This is a genomic window from Rhizorhabdus sp. GW822-FHT03C02 (assembly GCF_058801765.1).
Genome location: NZ_JBXANN010000030.1, coordinates 2,501 through 5,714, shown reverse-complemented (window position 1 = coordinate 5,714; position 3,214 = coordinate 2,501). Strand labels below are relative to the sequence as shown.

The 3,214-nt window shown below is 54.0% G+C and carries 1 tRNA gene and 2 rRNA genes (1 of these 3 only partly in view); all 3 read right to left on the bottom strand.

Features of this window, described 5'->3' with window-relative positions:
* Positions 1 to 22: 22 nt before the first annotated feature.
* Positions 23 to 99: transfer RNA gene (locus AC1RM6_RS30410), tRNA-Met, on the bottom strand.
* A 155-nt stretch (positions 100 to 254) separates the two neighbouring features.
* Positions 255 to 369, bottom strand: a 5S ribosomal RNA gene (rrf, locus tag AC1RM6_RS30405).
* A 166-nt stretch (positions 370 to 535) separates the two neighbouring features.
* A 23S ribosomal RNA gene (locus tag AC1RM6_RS30400) occupies positions 536 to 3,214 on the bottom strand; it runs 112 nt beyond the window's last position.

Genomic DNA, 3,214 nt, shown 5'->3' with positions numbered 1-3,214 from the left:
GTGTGTGTGTGTGTGTGTGTGTTGGTTGCGGGGACAGGATTTGAACCTGTGACCTTCAGGTTATGAGCCTGACGAGCTACCGGGCTGCTCCACCCCGCGACACTGAGTTGGTTTGCCTCAAGCGCCGGCGGCAGCATCCGCTGCCTTGGCTTTCCTCGCATAAGCTCGGGCGGCCGTTCGGCCTTGCGAGCCTTCGGCTCGTTGGCTGACATGTGAATGGGTTTTGTATCTCGATGCGTAGCGCGGTCTTCAAAGCCTGGCGACGACCTACTCTTCCAGTGCTTGAGCAATAGTACCATCGGCGCAGTCAGGTTTCACGGCCGAGTTCGGGATGGGATCGGGTGGGTCACTGACGCTATGGCCACCAAGCTATGGAGACCGCGCTATGCATGAGATGTTCTAGAAACCGTGCGTTTTCGTTTTGCCTCAGTCGCCGGCGGTAGCATCCGCTGCCTTGGCTATGAAGCATTTACTGTGCTGAGCTATATCCGCCATCGACGGAACTGATGTCAGTTCTGTCGTTGATGGCGGGGCTCTCAAGCGCGAATAGAGCAATTAGTATCGGTTAGCTCCATGGGTTACCCCACTTCCACATCCGATCTATCAACGTGGTGGTCTTCCACGGCTCTGTGATATCTTATCTTGAGGGAGGCTTCCCGCTTAGATGCTTTCAGCGGTTATCCCGTCCGTACATAGCTACCCTGCTGCGCCATTGGCATGACGACAGGTCCACCAGAGGTACGTTCAACCCGGTCCTCTCGTACTAGGGTCAACTCCTCTCAAATATCGACGCCCACGGCAGATAGGGACCAAACTGTCTCGCGACGTTCTGAACCCAGCTCACGTACCACTTTAATTGGCGAACAGCCAAACCCTTGGGACCTGCTCCAGCCCCAGGATGTGATGAGCCGACATCGAGGTGCCAAACAACCCCGTCGATATGAGCTCTTGGGGGTTATCAGCCTGTTATCCCCGGCGTACCTTTTATCCGTTGAGCGATGGCCCTTCCACGAGGGACCACCGGATCACTATGACCGACTTTCGTCTCTGCTCGACTTGTCAGTCTCGCAGTCAGGCTGGCTTATGCCATTGCACTCTAACAGCCGGTTTCCAACCGGCCTGAGCCAACCTTCGCGCGCCTCCGTTACTCTTTGGGAGGCGACCGCCCCAGTCAAACTACCCGCCACAGAGGGTCCCTGAACCAGTTTCATGGTTCGAGGTTAGACATCAGAAAACAACAGGGTGGTATTTCACCTATGGCTCCACACGGGCTGGCGCCCATGCTTCAAAGCCTCCCACCTATGCTACACAATTCTTTCCTAATGCCACTCTGAAGCTGCAGTAAAGGTGCACGGGGTCTTTCCGTCTAACCGCGGGTACTCCGCATCTTCACGGAGAATTCAATTTCGCTGAGCATGTACTGGAGACAGTGGGGAAGTCGTTACGCCATTCGTGCAGGTCGGAACTTACCCGACAAGGAATTTCGCTACCTTAGGACCGTTATAGTTACGGCCGCCGTTTACCTGGGCTTCATTTCGGAGCTTGCACCCCTCCACTTAACCTTCAGGCACCGGGCAGGCGTCAGACCCTATACGTCGTCTTGAAGCCGACTTAGCAGAGCCCTGTGTTTTTGCTAAACAGTCGCTACCCCCTGGCCTGTGCCCCCCATAAGTGCTTGCGCATATATGGGGCCTCCTTCTTCCGAAGGTACGGAGGCAATTTGCCGAGTTCCTTCAGTACACTTCTCTCAAGCGCCTTGGTATACTCTACCTGACCACCTGTGTCGGTTTCGGGTACGGTCTATACGGTGGGGCTATTTCCTGGAACCTCGTCGAAGCACATTCAATCCGATAAGAATGTACAACTTAAGAGATCCGTCACACACCACCAGGCCCACGAATATTAACGTGGTTCCCATCGACTACCCCCTTCGGGCTCGTCTTAGGGGCCGGCTCACCCTCAGCGGATTAGCCTTGCTGAGGAACCCTTGGTCTTTCGGCGACAGGGCATCTCACCCTGTTTATCGCTACTCATGTCTGCATTCGCACTTCCGATACCTCCACAGCCCATTACCAGACTGCTTCACAGGCTTACGGAACGCTCCGCTACCGCGTGCTTGCGCACACCCTAAGCTTCGGTGCGTGTCTTGAGCCCCGTTACATCTTCGCCGCAGGATCTCTTATTTAGACCAGTGAGCTGTTACGCTTTCTTTAAAGGATGGCTGCTTCTAAGCCAACCTCCTGGTTGTTTTGGAAATCCCACATGCTTTCCCACTTAGACACGACTTGGGGACCTTAGCTGTAGGTCAGGGCTGTTTCCCTTTTGACGACGGACCTTAGCACCCGCCGTCTGTCTCCCGGATATCACTCGTTGGTATTCGGAGTTTGGTTGAATTTGGTAGATCTCGCGACCCCCGCATCCATCCAGTGCTCTACCCCCAACGGTGTTCATCCGAGGCACTACCTCAATAGTTTTCGCGGAGAACCAGCTATTTCCCGGCTTGATTGGCCTTTCACCCCTAAACACAACTCATCCGGTAACTTTTCAACGTTAATCGGTTCGGACCTCCAGTGGGTGTTACCCCACCTTCATCCTGGTCATGCCTAGATCGCCGGGTTTCGGGTCTAATGCATCAAACTAAGTCGCCCTATTCAGACTCGCTTTCGCTGCGCCTACACCTAACGGCTTAAGCTTGCTTGATACATTAAGTCACAGACCCATTATGCAAGAGGTACGCAGTCAGGCCTCAAGGACCCTCCTACTGCTTGTAGGCATTCGGTTTCAGGTACTATTTCACTCCCCTCATCGGGGTGCTTTTCACCTTTCCCTCACGGTACTGGTTCACTATCGGTCATGCACGAGTATTTAGGCTTAGAGGGTGGTCCCCCTATGTTCAGACAGGATTACACGTGTCCCGCCCTACTCAAGTCCTGATGTTTCATTTTCACATACGGGGCTGTCACCCGCTATGGCCAGCCTTTCCAGACTGTTCTGCTAATTCACCATCAGGCACTGGCCTGGTCCGCGTTCGCTCGCCACTACTAACGGAATCTCGGTTGATGTCTTTTCCTCCAGCTACTGAGATGTTTCAGTTCGCCGGGTTCGCTTCACCAAAGCTATGTATTCACTTCGGTGATATCCTTCCCATTTAACCCTCAACCTGCATTGCTGCAGGGCAAAGATTAAATGGTGAGGATGGGTTTCCCCATTCGGA